Here is an 18,119-nt window from a genome sequence, read left to right on the forward strand (position 1 = left end):
AAGGTTGCCGGGCGGGCTGGGGCGGAAAGGCGGCGGGGCTTGGCCGGATGCGCGTACCTTTGTTTGTCTTCCCTGATTCCTAGCCTTCCCGAACCCCGGTTTCCCTTGCTTCGCTTCTTCAAAAGTTCGCTCCCCACGCGCCTGGTGGCCTTGCTGGTGCTGGTGCTGGCCCTGCGCCTGCCGCTGCTCTGGTTGGGCATTCCCCTGACGGCGGCCGAGCTGCGGGCCCTGCTCATCGGGGAACGGCTGCACGATGGCGCCCTGCTCTACCGCGACATCTACGACAGCACCGCGCCGCTGGCGGCCCTGTTTTTTGGGGCTCTCGATGCCGGCCTGGGCCGGCCGCTGTGGCTCTACCGGATTCTGGCCCTGCTGCTGCTCGTGTTTCAGGCCCTGCGGCTCAACCTGGTGCTCAACCGGGCCGACGTGCACCCCGACCGGGGCTACGTGGCCGCGCTGACGTACCTGCTCCTGGCCAGCGTCACCACCGACCTGGATACTCTTTCGCCCCTGCTCATCGGGCACACGTTCAACATCATTGCCCTCAGTGCCCTGCTGCCCACCTCGCGGGAGGGCTACGACAACCGCCGCCTGTTCCGGGCCGGGTTTCTGATTGGGGTGGCCGCGCTGTGCTACCTGCCGCTGGCCTTGTTTCTGCTCGTGGGCCTGTTTGCCGTTATCATCTTCGCCGCCAACTCGTTCCGGAGCTTTCTGCTGCTGATCTGCGGATTTCTGTTTCCCTACGCGGCGGTGAGCACCTTCTTTCTGTATACCGAGTCGCTGCCCAGCTTCACCCAGTTTCACCTGAAGCCCGTGCTGACTGGCCTGGTGGCCGGCACCGACGGGCTGCCGTTGTTCGTGCAGCTGCGCCTGCTGATTTTGCCCGGTATCGTGCTGGTGCTGGCGCTGTTCCGCACGTTCACCACCTCGCTGGGCCTGGTTTTTCAGGTGAAGTTTCAGCAGCTGATGCTGGTGTGGCTGGTGGTGGCCGTGGCTATAGGGGCTGCCGGCCGCGGCATGGCCCCCGGCACGCTGGTGCTGGTGCTGCCGCCCATTACCTACTTCTGCCTGTATCTGTGGCAGAAAGCCGCGCGGGCCTGGGTGCCCGAAGTGCTGCTGCTGCTCATCATCGGGGCGGTGGTGGTGGTGCGCTACCGCACGACGCTGGGCCTGGAGGCCGTGGTGCAGATTCCGGCCGAGCAGCGCTACGCCGTGCAGCCCAACCCCGCCTACGCCAGCTTGCAGGGTCACCGCCTGTTGGTGCTGGGCCCCGACCGGCGCTCCTACGTGCAAAACCGCCTGGCTACTCCCTACCTCGACTGGCGCCTGGCCCAGGTTGACTTTGGGCACCTAAACGAGTACGCCGCCATTTTCCGCCTCAACCACAACTTCGCCCAGCTGCCCCCGGAGTACATCATTGACGAGGCCGGCCTACTGCCGGAGCTGCAGTACAAGGTGCCCGCCGTCTTCAGCCACTACCACCCCACCCGGATTCCGAAAGTCTACCAGCGGAAATAGGTGGTTTTAATGTGCTCAGGTGCTGATGTGGGGAATGTGCTAATCATTTGTCATCACGCGGCTATCTGCCCTCTAAAATTTGCTTAGCCCTCTGAAATAGAAAGCCCTTTCCTGCTCGTGCGGGAAAGGGCTTTCTGGTAAAAGAGGGTAGCGTTTAGCAGTCGATTTTGCTCACGCGGTTTTGGTGGCGGCCTCCTTCGAAGGCGGTGTTCAGAAACTTGCTGACGATTTCCCGGGCCGCTTCTTCGGTCACGAACCGCTCGGGCACGCAGATGATGTTGGCGTTGTTGTGCTGCCGGGCCAGTTCGGCCAGCTCCGGCGCCCAGGCAATGGCCGCCCGGATGCCCTGGTGCTTGTTGGCCGTAATAGCCACGCCGTTGGCCGAGCCGCAGACCAGAATGCCGCGCTCAAACTCGCCGGCGGTAATGGCGTTGGCCACGGGGTGCACAAAGTCCGGATAGTCTACCGAGTCGGTGGAGTAGGTGCCAAAGTCTTGTACCTCGTAGCCGTTGTCGCGCAGCCAGTGGGCCAGCATTTCCTTATAGGCAAAGCCGGCGTGGTCGGAGCCGATGGCGAGTCTGTTTTTCAATGTGCTCATGGGGTAATGTGCTCAGGTGCTAATGTCTTGTTAATGTAGTGAATGTGAAAAATGTGGGGAGGGTACTGCTTTCCAATAGGAAGTTGGACCAGCCACTAGCACATTCCCCACATTAGCACTTGAGTACATTAGGAAGATACTCCGTTGTTCTCGGCCAGTTGGGCATTCAGGGTGGCCGTGCGGCTGCGCGCCACCACCCGGGCAATGTTGATGCTCAGCTCGTAGAGAATCAGGATGGGAATGGTGACGATGATCTGGGCCGAAATGTCCGGGGGCGTGATGACGGCGGCAATGATAAGGATGACCACAATGGCGTGCTTGCGGTACAAGCGCATGATTTCGGGCGTAATCAGGCCGGCTTTGGCCAGGAAGAACACTATCATGGGCAACTCAAAGACGAAGGCCGTGGAAATGGACATCGTGGTGAGCGTGCTTAGGTAGCTCTGCAGGTCAATCTGGTTTTCGATGGTCGGGTCGACGGTGTACGAGGCCAGGAAGTTGATGCTCAGCGGGGCGGCAATGTAGTAGCCGAACATCAGGCCCAGCGCAAACAGCACCGACACGAAAAACACCGCGCCCTGGGAGTTTTTCTGCTCGTGCGGGTACAGGCCGGGCTTGATAAAGCGCCAGATTTCCCAGAACGTGTACGGAAATGCCAGCACCAGCCCCACCATAAAGGAAGTGCTGATGTGCATCGTCAGCTGTCCGCTCATCTCCCGGTTCTGGATGATGAAGCCCACCTTGTCCATGCACAAATCCGGCGCCCCGATCCACTGGCCAAACTTGCAGAACATGCGGTAGGTCCAGAAGTCGGCGCGGGACGGACCCAGAATCAGGTCGTGAAACAAGAAGTCTTTGGCAAAAAACGCGGCGGTAGCAAAGATGACAATCGAGATGGCCGAGCGGATGATGTGCCACCGCAAGGCCTCCAGATGGTCGATGAAGGACATTTCGTGTACTTCGCCCAGATTGGGTTGGTCAGTGTTCAAGAGAAGAGGTGAAATGGTGAGATAGTGAAATGGTGAGTTGTCATGCAGACAAATACCGGTGGAGAAACAAACGAAAAACCCTGGCAACAGGATGCTGGTTGCCGGAGGACGGTGAAAAACTCACCATTTCACCATCTCACCATTTCACTGCTTAAGCAAAAAGCGGATACTGCTGCATCCATTCGTTGATCTGGCCGCGCACTTTCAGCAGGTGGGCCTCGTCAGCGTGGTGCATCAGCACGTCGTCGATAAACTCCACGATGCGGGCCATGTCGGCCTCGCGCAGGCCGCGGGTCGTCACGGCGGCCGAGCCGATGCGCATGCCGCTGGTCACGAAGGGCGACTTGTCATCGAAGGGCACCATGTTCTTGTTGATGGTGATGTCGGCCTTGATGAGGGTGTTTTCGGCCAGCTTGCCGGTCAGGCCCTTGCTACGCAGGTCGATGAGCATCAGGTGGTTGTCGGTGCCGCCGCTGATGATCTGGTAGCCGCGGTCCACGAAGCCCTTGGCCAGGGCCTGGGCGTTGCGAATAACCTGCTGGGTATATTCGGTGTACGCGTCGCTCAGGCATTCGCCGAAGGCCACGGCCTTGGCCCCGATAACGTGCTCCAGCGGCCCGCCCTGGGTGCCGGGGAATACGCCCGAGTCGAGCAAAGCCGACATCATGCGCAGCTCGCCCTTGGGTGTTTTCAGGCCGAAGGGGTTTTCGAAGTCCTTGCCCAGCATGATCAGGCCGCCGCGGGGGCCGCGCAGGGTCTTGTGGGTGGTGGTGGTTACGATGTGGCAGTGCTCGAAGGGCGAGTTGAGCAAGCCCTTGGCAATCAGGCCCGAGGGGTGGGAAATATCGGCCAGCAGCAGGGCGCCTACTTCATCGGCGGCTTCGCGCAGGGCTTTGTAATCCCAGTCGCGGGAGTAGGCCGAGGCCCCGCAGATGATGAGCTTGGGCTGCTCGCGGCGGGCGGTTTCCTTTACTTTCTCCCAGTCGATGAGGCCGGTTTCGGGCTCCACGCCGTAGAAGCTGGGCTTGTAGAGCTTGCCCGAGAAGTTCACGGCCGAGCCGTGGGTGAGGTGGCCGCCGTGGCTCAGGTCGAAGCCCAGGATTTTGTCGCCGGGATTCAGCACGGCCAGCATCACGGCCGCGTTGGCCTGGGCACCGGAGTGGGGCTGCACGTTCACCCACTCCACGCCAAACAGCTCCTTGGCCCGGTCGATGGCCAGCTGCTCGATCTGGTCCACGATTTCGCAGCCGCCGTAGTAGCGCTTGCCGGGCAGGCCCTCGGCGTACTTGTTGGTCAGGATGGAGCCCTGCGCCCGCATCACCTGCTCGGAAACGTAGTTTTCCGAGGCAATCAGTTCAATACCGTGGGTCTGACGCTCCTTTTCCTGGCGGATGAGGTCGAACAGGACCGTGTCCTGGGCAATGGGGGCAGTGCGAATTTCCATAGGTTCAAAGGTACGGGTGAATCGATTATCAGCGAACAAGTGGGTGGCAACAATCGGCCGGAGTTACGTAGGTAGGCCGGGGCCGGCGGCTCGCCGGTGCGAACTTACGAGTGCGGACGCAGGAAAGCTGGATTTCGCTTTTTGCCGCCCTTCTCACGTATTCTCCTTTGTTAGTTGTTACTTGAAGCATGAACCAGCCCCTGGCCGAAGCCCTGACCCATCTGCGGATGGGCAATCAGTCGTTCCTGATTACGTTTTATGAGGAGCAGCGGGACCATTTTGCCCGCTGGGCCCGGCGGCAGCACCAGCTCGAGCCGGCCGCGGCCCACGAGCTGCTGCGCGGCGTGCTGGTCGATTTTTACGACCAGGTAGCCGACGGCCGCCTCACCAAGCTGCCCCCCGACCTGCGCAACTACCTCTACGGCATGGCCCAGGAGCAGATTCAGGCCCAGAAAACCACCGCCGAATTGCCCCAAGTGGAAGCCGGCCGCCGCCAGCTGCTGCTGCGCGTGTTCAGCCAGCTGGGCCCCGACTGCCAGCAGGTGCTGATGTATTTTTATTTCCGGGGCTACAACTTCGAGAAAGTGGCCGGCAAAATGGGCTTCGCCAACGCCACCGTGGCCCGCATTCAGAAAACCAGCTGCCTGCGCAAACTCCTTGACCTTCAGGCGCGGCTGCTGAGCGGCGGCGGGGCCGAAGCCGGCGCTTCAGCCGCCGCCGTCTGATTCTGCGTAGCTTAGTGCCGGCTCCGGTCTACCTTTGGTTGTTTCTTCGTTTTCCCTGTTCACACTTGCATGATGTCGCCCGCTGAGCTGCGCCCGTTTCTGGATGAGCTGGAACGCTTTGCCGATGGCCAAATGACGGCAGCCGAGCAGGACGCTTTTGAGGAGCGTATGCAGCAGGAACCCGCCCTGCGCGAAGCCTACGAAGCCTTCGAGCAGATTACCGCCGACCTGCGCTGGGTGGCCGGCCACGAAACCCTCCGCCACCGCCTGCTCACCCTCGACCGGCGCCTCGACCAGCGCCAAACGGCGCTGCTGCGCATCAAGCGGCAGCGGCGCCGGGCCCAAACCCGCTGGGGCACCATCTTCACGGTGGCCGTGCTGCTGCTGCTGGGGCTGTGGTTTTTGCTGCGCCCCGCCGGCCCGCGCGGCGGCCGTGCCTGGGAAAACTACTACGTGGCCGACCCCGGCCTGCCTGCATCAGTCACGCAAGAGGGGCGGCCGCTGTTGGCCGAAGCCATGGAAAAGTATCGGCAGGGCCAGTACCCGGCTGCCCTGCACATTCTGCGCCGCGTGCCCACCGACAACCTGGGCGCCGATACGCTGCTGTATTACAACGGTATTTTTCTGCTGAGCCAAGGGGATGGCAGCGCGGCCCGGCCCTACCTGCGCCGCGTCATTCAGCAGCCCGGCTCGGCCCTCGCGCGCAAGGCCCGCTACCACCTGGCAGTAGCCTACTGGCAGGCCCGGCAACGCCCCGAAGCCCGCGCCGCCTTCCGCGAAGTAGCCGCCGACTCGCTGAACCCCTATCGGCAGGCCGCCCGCAAGGTATTGGCGGCCAACGTGCTGCAAGGCGAGGAATAAGCAGACTCACGCTTGCGGCAAGGCATTGCTCAGCGCTGCATGATAAAGTAGGGCGGCTCGATGTTGGGCTGCAACGTCAGCTCGAACGAGTCGAGCTCCAGTACGGCCAGGTGGGAAAGCTCGGGGTTCAGGCGGTACACGCAGCCCGTATCGAGGCAGATAGAGCCAGCCCGTTTTTTCACCTGCTGCTTTACTTCGGCCGTGGGCGTGGGCACGTGGCCGTGCAGCAGCCGCCGACCTTGTAGGCGGGAGGCATCGAAGGTGAACTGCTTGATGTTGAGCATCGTGTGCCAGTCGGTGCGCATCCGGTCGGGGGGCAGGCGGAAGTCGTAGCCGGCGTGGACCAGCGTGAAACCGGGAATGTCGAGCTGGTAGGGCAGCGCGTCGAGCCACCGCAGGTAGGGCTCCGGAATGTCTTCCGTGGCTTTCACCCCGAAGCTTTGCAGCGTGAGAGTACGGTCGGCCTGGGAAGCCCAGGCCAAGTGCCGGCGGCCCCGGGCGGCGTCGAGCAGCTCCTGGTCGTGGTTGCCGCGCAGGCACTGCACCTGGTAGCCCTGCCCGGGCAGCTGCATCAGGTAGTCGAGCAGGCCGCGGCTGTCGGGGCCCTTGTTCACGTAGTCGCCCAGCAGGTAGAGCTCGTCGGTGGATTGCAGGCGGATAACGTTTTCCAGCAGGTGTCGGAAGGTGGTCAGGCAGCCGTGCAAATCGGTGGTAACGTAACGGGCCATAGCAACGGGGCAAACCGGGAATCAAGCGGCGCGCCGCTTGCTATACGGGGCCGCCTCGGGTTGTGGTTTTCGGGTGTAAGTGCCGCGCCCGGCCCGTATGCATGCAAAAGGCCTCCCCGTGCGGGAAGGCCTTTGGTAAGGAGCGGTAACGGAAGGGGCTGAGTTACTGCAACACTACTTTCTGACTCAGGCTGTTGCCCCGCAGCTGGAGCCGGATAATGTAGATGCCCGGGGCCAGCCCGCTTAGGTTTACTTTCTGCTCGCGCTTGCCGGCGGGCAGCTGCGGAATCCGCTGGATCTGGCGACCAAAGGAGTCGTAGACTTCCAGGGCCGCGTTTTCGCCGGTGCCGTCGGTCACGACCGTCACTTCGCCGGTGCTGGGGTTGGGATACACACTGAGCTGCGGGCCGCTGGCCTTGGCTTCCACCTGGCTCAGGGCCGTGGGGGCGCGCCACGCCGCCGAGTTATAAGCGCAGGGTACTACCGTGGGGTCGGGAACTACCGGGCCGCCGCAGAACAGCTGGTTCCGGTAAGCCAGCAGCGACGTGGTGGCCACGAAGCTGGTGCCCCGCGCTACGCTGAAACCGGGGCCAAAAATAGCTCCTTCACTCGCCATAATATACGAGGTCGTGGTAGTTTGGGGGTGGTCGAAGGCCATAACGGCACCGGGGGCGCTGCCCGGAAATACGGTAGTACCAATAGTGACCGTGGGGAAGGGAAACTCAAACTTACCCTCGGACAGGTAACCGTCGTACGTCAGGACCGGTACGGCATTCACGCCTTCGCGGGCGTAATGCTCATAGCCCGAGTTGAGCGGCTCCGGAATATTCGAGTAGGGCGCAACGGTGTAGTTGCTGTTGGGGTCGAAGCCGGGGTTGGTCGCTGCCGCGTTCTGGTTGACCTGCACTTCGTAGTCCTGCACGAAGTAGATGGGAGGCAGCAAGGGCGCATTCTCGCGCTGCAGAATGGCCTTTACCCGAACAAACACCCGGTACCCGGCCGCGCCTAAACGCTCATTCGTGGTTAATGTCATGTTTTTGAAGCAGGACAGGTCCACAAACTCGCTTTGGTAGGTCACCTTTTTGTCGTCGGCCGCCACGATGTCGCCGTCGGGTACGGAAGACGACAGGAAGCTCGTCGGCAGGGGCAACGGATCTTCGACAACGATGGCCGCCTGGGTCGAAAGCAGGCGGAGGCCGGCCGCTTTGTTATAGCTCGGAATCAGGTCGTTGGCCACCTGGTAAGAGCTATACATACGAAAGGAAGGAAAATAGCTCATCAGGTCGCCGTTGTGAAACGACTTCTGGTTGAGCACCGGCGTGTTCTTCAGGGTGAACAGCCCCAGGCCGCAGTCGTAGTAGGGCTCCGTGCTGCCGTCGCCGAGGTGCTGGGAGCCGGGCGTCTGCATCAGCACCGAGGCCAGCGGGTAGGTGGTGGTGATGGTGCCGGCAAGCGCCAGGGTGCCGGTCGACACGGTGGGAATGAAGGTGGGGGCCTGCGGGGTACTCTCGTCGTCGGAGGGCCACAAAAAGCCAATGACGCTACCCAGAATGCCAAACGCAATGTTGGCGCCGCCCGCTATTTCCGCTATTTTCTTGATGGTGCCGGGCAGCTTGGAGCCTTCCCCGGCCAGCTTGATAATCTGGTCGGCCACTTTCAGCTTCGTCGAGCTGGCCGTGGAGCCCACCGCGAAGAGGTCTTTGGCCTTCTGGGCTTTTTGGGCGGCCTGCTCCAGGAACTTGTCGACGTCCTTCTTGGACACCTTGCCCAGCACCTTCTGCCCCTGCACCAGGAAGTTCTTGACGCCGGTAGCCGGGTTGTTGTTGGTCGGGGCCTGTACGTCGCTTACGATGGCCGACTTCTTGCCCGTTACGCCGTAGCCTTCCTGAGCATCGGTTTTCCACTCCATCGAGCCTTTGAGGTCGACGGTGCTCCTGGTAATGCCTTGCAGCTCAAACCGCAAAGCGCTGCCCCGATACACGCTGCTGCCAATCATGGGGTCGTAGCCCATGTTGAATTCGCCCATGACCCAGCAGCTGACGGCCGGCATTTCGGCCACGTAGGTCATTACCTCCGCGCCGCCCGCCGTGCCCTGCTGGTACGTGTCGCTGCTTTTCAGCAGGTTGTTGGCCAGTGTAGAGACAGAGGAAATACGGCTGCTGCCCACGGGGGTGTTCGTCATCGAAATCAGCGCCCCGTTGGTGTAGGTGCCCTGACTGTTGTCCATGTAGAAGAACACCCGGATGACGCTCGTATACTTGTTGTAAAGGGCAAAATACGGCGTCTGAATGGCCGTTTGGGCGCCAAAGTCCATGCGGAGCAGCTCCCACCCTTTTTCCCGGGTATAGTCCTTGTCGATCTGCAGCTCCAGGGCGCTGGTCGTCGCGGGCTTTACCCAGGGCGCGTTTACGGCCGCTATGCCCGTATTAGGGCGCCGCACGGTCCAGTTGCGGCAATAGTCGGCGTGCGAGGGCGCTACCGTCCAGTCCCACTGCGAGAACTGGGTGACCATCTGGCCTAAGGCAATAGTAGGGCATTGCTGCTGGGCCTGGGCCTGCGGCCGGCCGCCCGCCAGCAACAACAGCAGCAGCGCGGGGGCTAGTTTAGTACGAAACCTCATCGGAATGTTGACTATGTGATGACTGGTGTCCGAAATATTATTGCTTGCCAGCTTGCTGGGCGCTCAGGGCTTCCAGCTTCTTGTCCATCTCGATCAGGTGCAGGGTCAGCTCCTCCACTTTCTTGAGCAGCAGCACGTTCATTTCGCCCAGGTTCACGCCGTTGGCCGTCACCTCGGCCGTGGTCGGGATTTCGGGCAGGTGCTGGTTTTTCTGCACGTAGGCTTCCAGCTCGCGCAGGGGCGTGAGCTTGTAGCCTTTGGCAAACACGTAGTCGGCCCAGTTCGTGGGGTTGTCGGCCAGGATGTAGAGCGAGTTAGCCGTGATTTTGCCGTACACCGAGAGCTTGGCATCCTGGTGCATGCCCTGGGCGGTTTTGTCGCCGAGCTGCAGCATGCCCGAGGGGTGCAGCCGCATCTTGATGAAGGAAGGCATGCTGACGTCGGACAGGATACGCCCGCCGCCGGCTGGGTTGTTGTCGGGCACGGCCAAAAACGCCAGGGTGCCGTTATTCAGGCCCACGATGCCGCCCGCGCCGTTGCTGGTGCCGTCCGAGTCGGTGCGCCAGTCGCTGTTCCACAGGCCGCTTTTGTTGAGGTTGAAGCCGATGTAGGACGTGCTCCACAGGTTGGTGGAAAAAGCCGAGCCCAGCGTGAGCGACATGTGCGAGTTGGGCGCGTAGGTTTTCAGCTCCTGGGCCTGGGCGGCAGAGGTCACGCCGGCTACTGTGGCGGCAACGAGTAAGGGGCGGAGTAGGTGTTTCAGCTTCATAAGGCAACCAGTAGATGAGAAAGGGCGGTTTGCAACAGACCGATTGGGGATAGAGGTATGCCGTAAAGATTAGGGCGAAGCGCAGGGCCGGAAAGTTTATTACACCAACACCCCGTTTCGGGTGATAAACCGGCGACCCGAAACCCAGGGCCCGGAAACGGCAATGCGCCTGACGCACGAGGAATACTCGTGGGCCAGGCGCATTGGGCGGGTGGTCGGGTAGTAAGTTCTACGGCTTAGCCGTAGGGCGACTTAGCAGCGCATCGGGTTACTGGTCGATGGCCGTGTCGGTGGCGTTGGGGTCGGTCAGCTCGGCGTTGGTCTGGGTGGTGGCACCTACTTTCGAAGGGTCGGGCTGCACCTGCTCCATCTGGCCCATGCCGACGCGCGAGTTGGGGTTCTGCATTTCGTCCCGGCCGCGGCGGTCGTCGGCGTCCAGCTCGTCGGCGGGTGATGCCACGCGGCGCTGGTCGAGGTCGTCGTCGGAGGGCAAGTCCTGGTTGGGGCGCTGGTCGGCACCTTCGTCGGCGGTGCGGATGTTGTCGGCGGGGTGGTCGGGGCGGTCAGCGTCTTCGTTGACCGACACGGCCGTGCTGCCGTTGCCGCTGTCGGTGCCGAAGCCTTCCTTGCCGTCGCGGTTGCCGAAGCCGCCGCGGGCCGCTTCGTTCTTGGGCGGATCAGCGCCGGGAATGATGTGGCCGGCCTGAAACTCCTCGTTGGTGGTGTCGTCGTTGATGACCCGCACGGGGCGGTCATTGGGGTCAATAGCCATAAGGGTCGGTTGGTTAAGGGGAAGATCGGGTGGTAGGGAAGTGTACTAGGTTTCCCGGCCCAGGGTTGTGCTTTGTGCTGCCGCAAATCGGTGTAAACTGCGGGTGCTATGATAAATTCCATTTTCTCCCCTTCCCCGCCCGAACTGCCGGCTCTGGTGGCCGACCTCGAAGCGGGCCAGTCGTTTAAATACCTGTATTTCTGGGGCCACACCGGCAGCGCGGGCAGCGTCGGCAAGGAGTGCTTCAGCCAATGGTACCCGGCGGCTTTCCAGCTCGCCGACCACCGCTACGCCACTGCCGAGCACTACATGATGGCCGAAAAAGCCCGCCTCTTCGGCGACGAAGCTACCCGGGCCGCCGTTATTGCCGCCAGCCACCCCAACGATGCCAAACGCCTGGGCCGCCAGATCCGGAACTTCGACGAGGCAACCTGGCTGGCGGAGCGGTTTGGCATCGTGGTGCGGGGCAACGTGGCCAAGTTTTCCCAACACCCGGCCTTGCGGGATTTTCTGCTGACCACGGGCAGCCGGGTGCTGGTCGAGGCCAGCCCCGTGGATGCCATCTGGGGCATCGGCCTGGCCCAGGACCACCCCGACGCCGCTACGCCGCAGACGTGGCGCGGGCTCAACCTGCTGGGCTTTGCCCTGATGGAAGTACGCGACCTGCTAACTGCTTAGAGCAATTGCCAGGGTAGTGTATAGGCCTGGTAGCGGAGGTAGAGACGCAACATCTTGCGTCTCGTCGTTGAACGATATCAGTGAACAATCCTTCCGCGAGTCGTTCAACGACGAGACGCAAGATGTTGCGTCTCTACAGCGTGTACACCAACTCACCTCTTACTCCCTTGCCCGCATGTGGACCGAACACGACAACAGCCTGACCCGCACGTTCCAGTTTGCCGACTTCACGGCGGCCTGGGCCTTTATGACCGACGTGGCCGCCGAGGCCGAGCGGCTGGACCATCATCCGTGGTGGGCCAACGAGTACGGCCGGGTGGAGTTCCGCCTGCGCACCCACGACGCGGGCAATACCGTCACGCCGCGCGACCATCGGCTGGCCGCCGCCATTGATGCCGTGGCCGCGCGGCACGGCGTAGCGTAGTGTGGGCCTGCTGCTTGCGTGTATAGAAAAAGGGCTTCGGTATATCTAAGTGTGGCTTCGATGTATATAAGTTTGACTTCGATCTATCTAAGAGTAGGTTCGCTATATAAGAATCTGGCTTCCGTGCATCTAAGTTCGGCTTCGCTGTATACAAATTTGGCTTCCGTGCATCTAAGTTCGGCTTATGTGCATCTAAGTTCGGCTTCCGTGCATCTAAGTTTGGCTTCCGTACATATAAATCCGGCTTCCGTGCATATAAATGGGACTTCGTTGTATATAAGTGCCAGTCCTGTGTATCGGTGGTAGGTTAAGATGTATTGAAAACCGTCTTTCGTGCATAGAAAGCCGGGGGGCGGGGCGGAGCGCGGCGGCGTGTTACCTTTGCCTTTATGTCTGACCCGTCTGAAACGCCTACCGTTCTGTACCTCGTGCCCACGCCCATCGGCAACCTGGAGGATATTACCCTGCGGGCCATCCGCATTCTGGGCGAGGTCGACGTGGTACTGGCCGAGGACACCCGCACCAGCGGCCGGCTGATGCAGCACCTGGGCCTGAAAAAGCCCATGCTCAGCTACCACCTGCACAACGAGCACCAGACCGTGCAGCGGGTGCTGGACCGCATCGAGAAGGGCGAGAAAATGGCCCTGGTATCGGATGCGGGCACGCCCGGAATTTCTGACCCCGGCTTTTTGTTGGTGCGCGAGTGCCTGGCCCGGGGGCTGAAGGTGGAGTGCCTGCCCGGGGCCACGGCCTTCGTGCCGGCGTTGCTTAAGTCCGGGTTTGGGGCCGAGCGGTTCACGTTCGAAGGCTTTCTGCCGGTGAAGAAAGGCCGGCAGACCCGCATCCGGGAGTTGCAGCCCGAAACCCGCACCATGATTTTCTACGAGTCGCCCCACCGCATCGTCAAGACGCTGGAGCAGCTCAGCGAGGCGTTCGGGCCCGAGCGACTGGCTTCCGTGAGCCGGGAGCTGACCAAACTATTTGAAGAAACCGTGAACGGGACGCTGGCCGAGCTGGCCGCCGAGTTTGCGGGTCGTACCTCTATTAAAGGCGAAATCGTTGTTGTCGTACAAGGAAACCGGGAATAGCCCGTGGGCGCCGGCGGGGCTGGCGTTGCTCACGGCCGTGTTGTTGTGGATTGGCTGGCCGGTGCATCCGGCCCCGCTGGCCTTGCTGCTGCTGGTGGCCTGGGTGCCCTACCTGCGCCTGGAGCAGCTGCTGGTGGCGCGGGGGAGTAGCGGCTGGAAGGTGTTTCGCTACAGCTACCTCACGCTGGTGCTCTGGAACGCCTTCGTGACGTGGTGGGTCAGCTACGCCACGCTGGGCGGGGGCATCACGGCCGTCGTCTGCAACGCCCTGATGATGAGCGCGCCGCTGATGGCCTTTTACCACACCAAGCGCCTGCTGGGGCCCCGGCTGGGCTACCTGTCGCTGCCCATCTACTGGATTGCCTTCGAGCAGCTGCACCTGCACTGGGACCTCACCTGGCCCTGGCTGACGCTGGGCAACGGCTTTGCCGAGGCCACGGCCTTCGTGCAGTGGTACGAGTACACCGGCTTCCTGGGCGGCTCCGTCTGGATTTGGGCCGTGAACCTGCTGGTGTTTCTGGGTATCTGGGGCCGGTCGGGCAACGTGCCCGCCGCCCGGTCTTTCCGGCCCGGTCTGCTGGGCGCGGCGGCGCTGGCCGCGGGGCTGCCGCTGCTGCTGTCGTGGTTTATCGGGAGCCGCTGGCAGGAAGAAGGCCCGGCCCTGGAAGTGGTGGTGGTGCAGCCCAACGTGGACCCCTACACTGAGAAGTTTCAGGGCAAGGCCAACTTCGTGCCCTACGACGAGCAGCTGACCCGCCTGCTGCGCCTCACCGAGCAGAAGCTCACGCCCAACACTAGGCTGGTTATCTGGCCCGAAACGGCGCTGGAAGAATATTACTTTGAGCAGCAGATTGAAGCCAACCCCAAGATCGTACGGGTGCGGCAGTGGCTGGCGCAGCACCCTGGCGTGGCCTTGCTCACGGGCATTACTAGCGTGGTGATGTACCCCAACGCGGCGGCGGCCAGCGTCACAGCCCGGCACCGCGACGACATGGGCTACTACGACGTGTTCAACAGCGGGGCCTACTTCCGCGACGCGGTGGCCCCCATCGAGTTTTACCATAAGTCGCGCCTGGTGCCGGGCGTGGAGAAGATTCCGCCCCTGCTCACCTCCCTCATTGCCCACATCGACCTGGGCGGCACCGTGGGCAGCTACGGCAGCCAGGATGAGCGCACCGTGTTTGCCGCTCCCGCCGGCGCCCCCGACCTGCGCGTGGCCCCGCTGATCTGCTACGAGTCGATTTACGGCGACTTCACGGCCGAATACGTGCAGCGCGGCGCTACGCTGCTGGGCTTGTTTACCAACGACGCTTGGTGGCACGATTCGCCCGGCTACCGGCAGCTGCTGCGCTACGGCGCCCTGCGCTGCATCGAAACCCGCCGCGACCTGGCCCGCTCCGCCAACACGGGCTTCACCGGCTTTATCAACCAGAAGGGTGAGCTGTTTCAGCGCGAAACCGCCTGGGTGCCGGCCGCCAGCCGGGGCGTGGTGCACCTCAATACCGAGCAGACGTTCTACGTGCGGCACGGCGAGCTGATCGGGCCGGCCGCGCAGGTACTGGCCGTCTTGCTGCTCATCGGCCTGCTGGTAATGGCGCTGAACCGGCGGTTTGGCACCAAGCCGGTGGAGGCTCAGGAGTCGGTGGCCCGGCCGGCGTAGACGGGGTTTCCGGCTGCGTCTTTCTCTTTTCTCGTTTTTCCGCGCCCCCGATGGAGCCTTTTCTGCCGCTGTTCTTCTACACCCTCATGTTCTGGTTTTACCGCATGGCCGAGGGCAAAGACCTGCTGGGTAAGCCCCGGCCGAACGTCGACGACCAGTGGCGGGCCACCACCGGCCGCACCATGCGCCGGGCCGTAATCATCATCGTGGCCGCCTACTCGGCCCTGCTGCTGGTGCAGCTGCGCTAACCTTTGCCTTCCATCAAACCGCCGGCTCCGGCCCGGAATAGTATAGCTTCCTCATGACCGACTTCACCCCACTCAGCCTCGGCCTGGCCGACGTATGCCGCCGCGCCGGCCAGTTTATCCGGCAGGAAGCCGCCGCCTTCGACCGGAGCCGCGTCGAAACGAAAGGCAAGCACGACCTGGTTTCCTACGTGGATCAGGAAACGGAGCGGCGCCTGGTGGCCGGCCTGCGCGAGCTGCTGCCCGAGGCGGGCTTTATCACGGAGGAAGGCACCACCGGCGGCAGCAGCCAGGCCACCAGCGCCGGCACCGACTACACCTGGATTATCGACCCGCTCGACGGCACCACCAACTTCGTGCACGGCCTGCCCTGCTACTGCGTGAGCGTGGCCCTGCTCCACCACGGCGAGCTGGCGGCCGGGGTGGTGTACGAAGTCACCCGCGACGAGACGTTCCGGGCCGTGCGCGGCGGCGGGGCCTTCTGCAACGAGCAGCCCATCCGGGTTTCCGACGCGGCCACGCTGGGCGAGTCCCTCATTGCCACCGGCTTCCCTTACACCCAGTTCGGCCGGCTCGACGAGTACCTACAGGTGCTGGGCGCCTTCATGCAGCGCACCCACGGCGTGCGCCGCGTCGGCTCGGCCGCCGCCGATTTGGCCTGGGTAGCCGCCGGCCGCTTCGAGGGGTTCTTCGAGTTCAACCTTAACTCCTACGACGTGGCGGCCGGCATCCTGCTGGTGCGCGAGGCCGGGGGCCGCGTCACGCAGTTCCTGGAAGACGGCGACCCACTCTTCGGCCGCCAGGTGGTAGCCAGCAACGGCCTCGTGCACGAGCAGATGCAGCAAACCATCGGGGAGTTCTGGCGGTAGTTTTTTAATGTGCTAATGTGAGGAATGTGCTGATGTGCTAATTCCCCGCATTAGCGCATTCCTCACATAAACACATTTCCCACATTAGCACATCAGCACATTTCCCACATTAGCACATCAGCACATTTCCCACATTAGCACATTAGCATATTGCCCGCAAACTTTTCCGTCAGCATCGTAGTTTTGTGCTCGTTATGATTCTGCAATACACCATCATTGCCCTGCTGTTCCTAGCGGCTACGTTCTACGTGGGCCGCATCTTCTGGCGGGCTTTCTTTGTCAAAACCGCTACCGGCTGCGCCAAAGGCTGCGGCGGGGCCTGCGGTACCATCGACGTCGACCGGCTGCAAAAAACGATTGAAAAGGCGGCTGCTCAGACCGCGGCTCACTAGCCCGCTTCGGCCTTTTCAACTTCGGACAACCTGCCCCCGTGCCTGCTGCGTATAGCGGGCACGGGGGCTTTGTTTTTCCGTTCCTTTCCCAACCACCAAACGCCGCCCTGCCAACCCGAACCCCTACTACCATGCAAGACAAAGAAGAAGAACGCTCGCTGATCAACGTGGAGAAAAAGCTGAATGCCGACGGCTTCACGCAGGATTTTAACGTGTGCGAAGGCCGCCTGGAAACCATCAACAACGACTCCAAGAAAAGCTACGGCCCCGAGGAAGTAACCATCGTGGACTTCTACCGCTTCGAGGGAGAAAGTGACCCCGACGACATGTCGATTCTCTACGCCATTGAGTGCGCCGACGGCGTGCGGGGCACCATCTCCAACTCCTTCGGCACCTACGCCGACGCCGATACGGACGAGTTCCTGCGCAAAGTCGATGATCTGGGCAAGAACCTGAAGAAGGCGCACAAGTAGGTGAAGTAGTGAAGTGGTGAAATGGTGAGTTACAGTGCCGCATACGCTATTTGCGCTACTGGAACATCGGCTCACCACTTCCTATTTGACTTAATACCTGCCTAATAAAATGGTGAGTTGACATTCCGAGCGCGCCACCTGCGCCGCCGGGACGTCGGCTCACCATTTCACTATCTCACCACCTCACTTCATCCCCACACTTTCGTGCCTTCGGTGCAGTTGCGGCACATGTCAATCTGGTCCCGGCCTTTGAGCAGGGAGGCGCGGAAGCGTTGGTACTTCGGGCCGTGCCAGAGCTGGCGGAAGGTTTCGGTTTTCAGGTCGCCCTGCCGGTACTCGGCGTCTTTGTCGAAGCAGCAGGGCACCACCAGGCCGTCCCAGGTGATGACGCAGCTGTGCCACATCTTCCAGCAGTGGTTCACCAGCTTGTTCTTGATGCTCCAGGTGCCGTTGTTGTTCTCGTAGCGCGAGTAGTAGTCGATGGTCGGGATGAGGGGGGAGCCTTGCTGGTAATCGTAGATCTGGGCGGTTTTAAACCACACGTCGTCCACGCCCAGGTCCTTGGCCAGCTGCTTGGCGTCCTCAATCTGGTGCTCGTTGGGCCGCACCACCAGGAACTGGAAGATGATGCGCGGGGTGCTCGACTTCAGCTCCTTCCGCCACTTTACCACGTTTTTGGTGCCCTCCAGCACCTTGTCGAGCTTGCCGCCCACCCGGTACTGCTGGTACACGTCCTGGGTGGTGCCGTCGAGGGAGATAATCAGCCGGTCGAGCCCCGACTCCACCGTGCGGCGGGCATTCTGGTCGTTGAGGTAGTGGGCGTTGGTGCTGGTAGCGGTGTAGATGCCTTTGTCGGCGGCGTACTTCACCAAGTCCAGGAAGTTGGGGTGCAGGTACGGCTCGCCCTGGAAGTAGAAAATCAGGTACCACAGGCGCTTATGCAGCTCGTCGATGGTGCGCTTGAACAGCGCGTCGGGCAGCATGCCGGTGGGGCGCGTGAAGCTGCGCAGGCCGCTGGGGCACTCCGGGCAGCGCAGGTTGCAGCTGGTGGTGGGCTCAAAGCTCAGGGCCAGCGGCAGGCCCCAGTGCCGGGCCTTGCCCGTGAGCTTGCTCAGGGCGTAGCCGCCCACCACCTGCGCCGTATTCAGGGCCCGGCGCGGGGTGAGCTTGGAAAGGAAATTCAGACCGTCGGTGAGAGTGGATGCCATGCGCGGTAAAGGTCGGCAACAGCAGCCGAAGTGCGGCAAGTAACTCCGGCGCGGGCAA

General features: G+C 62.2%; 19 protein-coding genes. 11 read left to right on the forward strand and 8 right to left on the reverse strand.

Features of this window, described 5'->3' with window-relative positions; genetic code table 11:
• The first annotated feature begins 105 nt into the window (after positions 1–105).
• Positions 106–1,518, forward strand: coding sequence for a hypothetical protein (locus E5K00_RS22545; protein ID WP_135465560.1), 1,413 nt, complete (start codon positions 106–108; stop codon positions 1,516–1,518).
• Between the two features lie 154 nt (positions 1,519–1,672).
• Here the strand turns inward: E5K00_RS22545 and rpiB are convergent, their stop codons facing one another.
• The 3 genes from rpiB to E5K00_RS22560 form a co-directional block, all read right to left on the reverse strand.
• Entirely contained in the window at positions 1,673–2,116 is a 444-nt protein-coding gene (gene rpiB / locus E5K00_RS22550; RefSeq protein ID WP_135465561.1) for a ribose 5-phosphate isomerase B, read from the reverse strand.
• A gap of 128 nt (positions 2,117–2,244) precedes the next feature.
• Positions 2,245–3,105 carry a twin-arginine translocase subunit TatC gene (tatC, locus tag E5K00_RS22555; RefSeq protein WP_317128886.1) on the reverse strand — a complete coding sequence of 287 codons (861 nt, stop codon included), beginning with the start codon at positions 3,103–3,105 and terminating at the stop codon, positions 2,245–2,247.
• A gap of 151 nt (positions 3,106–3,256) precedes the next feature.
• Entirely contained in the window at positions 3,257–4,549 is a 1,293-nt protein-coding gene (locus E5K00_RS22560) for a serine hydroxymethyltransferase (protein WP_135465562.1), read from the reverse strand.
• Positions 4,550–4,737: 188 nt separating this feature from the next.
• Between E5K00_RS22560 and E5K00_RS22565 the strand changes: the two genes are divergently transcribed.
• Positions 4,738–5,274 (forward strand): sigma-70 RNA polymerase sigma factor region 4 domain-containing protein, encoded by a 537-nt coding sequence (locus E5K00_RS22565; protein ID WP_135465563.1) that lies wholly within the window; start codon positions 4,738–4,740, stop codon positions 5,272–5,274.
• Between the two features lie 69 nt (positions 5,275–5,343).
• Positions 5,344–6,135, forward strand: a complete 792-nt coding sequence (locus E5K00_RS22570) for a tetratricopeptide repeat protein (RefSeq protein ID WP_135465564.1) — start codon at positions 5,344–5,346, stop codon at positions 6,133–6,135.
• A gap of 29 nt (positions 6,136–6,164) precedes the next feature.
• On the opposite strand, the gene E5K00_RS22575 is transcribed toward E5K00_RS22570, so the two are convergent.
• The 4 genes from E5K00_RS22575 to E5K00_RS22590 form a co-directional block, all read right to left on the reverse strand.
• Complete coding sequence (locus tag E5K00_RS22575) at positions 6,165–6,863, reverse strand: metallophosphoesterase family protein (RefSeq protein WP_135465565.1); 699 nt, start codon at positions 6,861–6,863, stop codon at positions 6,165–6,167.
• Positions 6,864–7,026: 163 nt separating this feature from the next.
• On the reverse strand, positions 7,027–9,483 hold the full coding sequence (locus E5K00_RS22580; RefSeq protein WP_135465566.1) for a T9SS type A sorting domain-containing protein: 2,457 nt from the start codon (positions 9,481–9,483) through the stop codon (positions 7,027–7,029).
• Between the two features lie 37 nt (positions 9,484–9,520).
• Complete coding sequence (locus E5K00_RS22585; protein ID WP_135465567.1) at positions 9,521–10,252, reverse strand: hypothetical protein; 732 nt, start codon at positions 10,250–10,252, stop codon at positions 9,521–9,523.
• 268 nt (positions 10,253–10,520) lie between these two features.
• Complete coding sequence (locus tag E5K00_RS22590) at positions 10,521–11,024, reverse strand: hypothetical protein (protein ID WP_135465568.1); 504 nt, start codon at positions 11,022–11,024, stop codon at positions 10,521–10,523.
• Between the two features lie 108 nt (positions 11,025–11,132).
• Here E5K00_RS22590 and E5K00_RS22595 point away from each other — a divergent pair, with 108 nt between their 5' ends.
• From E5K00_RS22595 to E5K00_RS22630, 8 genes are all read left to right on the forward strand, one after another.
• Entirely contained in the window at positions 11,133–11,702 is a 570-nt protein-coding gene (locus E5K00_RS22595; protein ID WP_135465569.1) for an NADAR family protein, read from the forward strand.
• A gap of 175 nt (positions 11,703–11,877) precedes the next feature.
• A complete protein-coding gene (locus tag E5K00_RS22600) occupies positions 11,878–12,126 on the forward strand; it encodes a 4a-hydroxytetrahydrobiopterin dehydratase (protein ID WP_135465570.1) in 249 nt (82 codons plus the stop codon).
• Positions 12,127–12,515: 389 nt separating this feature from the next.
• A complete protein-coding gene (gene rsmI, locus E5K00_RS22605) occupies positions 12,516–13,214 on the forward strand; it encodes a 16S rRNA (cytidine(1402)-2'-O)-methyltransferase (protein ID WP_135465571.1) in 699 nt (232 codons plus the stop codon).
• A gap of 37 nt (positions 13,215–13,251) precedes the next feature.
• A complete protein-coding gene (lnt, locus tag E5K00_RS22610) occupies positions 13,252–14,874 on the forward strand; it encodes an apolipoprotein N-acyltransferase (protein WP_245328403.1) in 1,623 nt (540 codons plus the stop codon).
• Between the two features lie 50 nt (positions 14,875–14,924).
• Complete coding sequence (locus tag E5K00_RS22615; RefSeq protein ID WP_135465573.1) at positions 14,925–15,122, forward strand: hypothetical protein; 198 nt, start codon at positions 14,925–14,927, stop codon at positions 15,120–15,122.
• 53 nt (positions 15,123–15,175) lie between these two features.
• Positions 15,176–15,988 (forward strand): inositol monophosphatase family protein, encoded by an 813-nt coding sequence (locus E5K00_RS22620; protein WP_135465574.1) that lies wholly within the window; start codon positions 15,176–15,178, stop codon positions 15,986–15,988.
• 194 nt (positions 15,989–16,182) lie between these two features.
• Entirely contained in the window at positions 16,183–16,380 is a 198-nt protein-coding gene (locus E5K00_RS22625; protein WP_210114356.1) for a FeoB-associated Cys-rich membrane protein, read from the forward strand.
• 131 nt (positions 16,381–16,511) lie between these two features.
• The gene (locus tag E5K00_RS22630; protein ID WP_135465575.1) at positions 16,512–16,853 is read left to right on the forward strand and encodes a hypothetical protein; all 342 of its coding nucleotides are present in this window, start codon (positions 16,512–16,514) and stop codon (positions 16,851–16,853) included.
• A gap of 188 nt (positions 16,854–17,041) precedes the next feature.
• Here the strand turns inward: E5K00_RS22630 and E5K00_RS22635 are convergent, their stop codons facing one another.
• Positions 17,042–18,061 (reverse strand): SPASM domain-containing protein, encoded by a 1,020-nt coding sequence (locus E5K00_RS22635; RefSeq protein WP_135465576.1) that lies wholly within the window; start codon positions 18,059–18,061, stop codon positions 17,042–17,044.
• Between the last annotated feature and the right edge of the window lie 58 nt (positions 18,062–18,119).

This window comes from Hymenobacter aquaticus, assembly GCF_004765605.1.
Taxonomy (GTDB): Bacteria; Bacteroidota; Bacteroidia; order Cytophagales; family Hymenobacteraceae; genus Hymenobacter; species Hymenobacter aquaticus.